This window comes from Aeromonas sp. QDB39, assembly GCF_027707585.1.
GTDB lineage: Bacteria > Pseudomonadota > Gammaproteobacteria > Enterobacterales > Aeromonadaceae > Aeromonas > Aeromonas hydrophila.
The window spans coordinates 1-811 of sequence record NZ_JAPCIV010000133.1 but is presented as its reverse complement, the minus strand read 5'-3'; the positions used below and the strand labels follow the sequence as shown (position 1 = coordinate 811).

Sequence of the window (811 nt, the reverse complement as noted above, 5' to 3'; positions counted from 1 at the left end):
CTGCAAAGTAAAATGGAGGGTTTTCTTGCCGCCAAGGATCTGATGGCGCAGGGGATCAAGATCTGATCAAGAGACAGTTCTTAACGTTGTCTTTGACTCGAACAGCTATAAAGAAAGTGTAAGGGTGAGAGTGTTTAATGTTGAGCAAAATATTAAATCTATATTTGGCTACGTAAAAGAAAAAGAGGAAGGGAAAGCTCGTTATGTGGTCAGGTTTAGCTTGGGTTTCAAACAAAAAATAGAGAATATGTATGCTAAAGATGATGACATCCATATTGAGTCAAGCAATGTAGCTACACAGCCTGAAACAAAAGGCTTGGATAAGGAACCATTGAAAATTGCTTCCCAAACCGAAGGCTTCAAAGATAAGCTAGAAGAGTTAGTAGAAGGACGGCGCAAGCTTTTCATAAACTGCTCGAGAAATCGATTGTTTAGGCATGTAGATGGATATATTTGGAAGTTGGACTATTGCTCTATCAGAGGATACTACATGCATGTTTTTTTGTTTTTAGGTCGAGGCTGGGAGCATAAACTTGACATAAGAGAGACGATGGGGCAACTCTGGAAAAGCACTATCATAAAGGACGGTAAAGGGGATGTTTTTGCTTATCCTGGAGATAGGTATGAGTTTAATTTAATGGATGGTGACAATAGTTGCCATGCTTTATATGAAGAGTTAGAGGCTCTATTTAGGCAGGATATTTTAGCCCATGTAGACACAACCCGTTCAAATGGGCGTTGTTTCCCAAATCGATACCGCCTGAGGCGTTGTTGCCCAAATAAGCCATTAGGCCACAACTTCCCCAGCCCC

Annotated in this window: 1 pseudogene; it reads left to right on the top strand. The window is 40.9% G+C overall.

Features of this window, described 5'->3' with window-relative positions:
* Positions 1–124: 124 nt before the first annotated feature.
* Positions 125–811, top strand: a pseudogene (locus PG899_RS24170) (hypothetical protein); the annotation flags it as partial.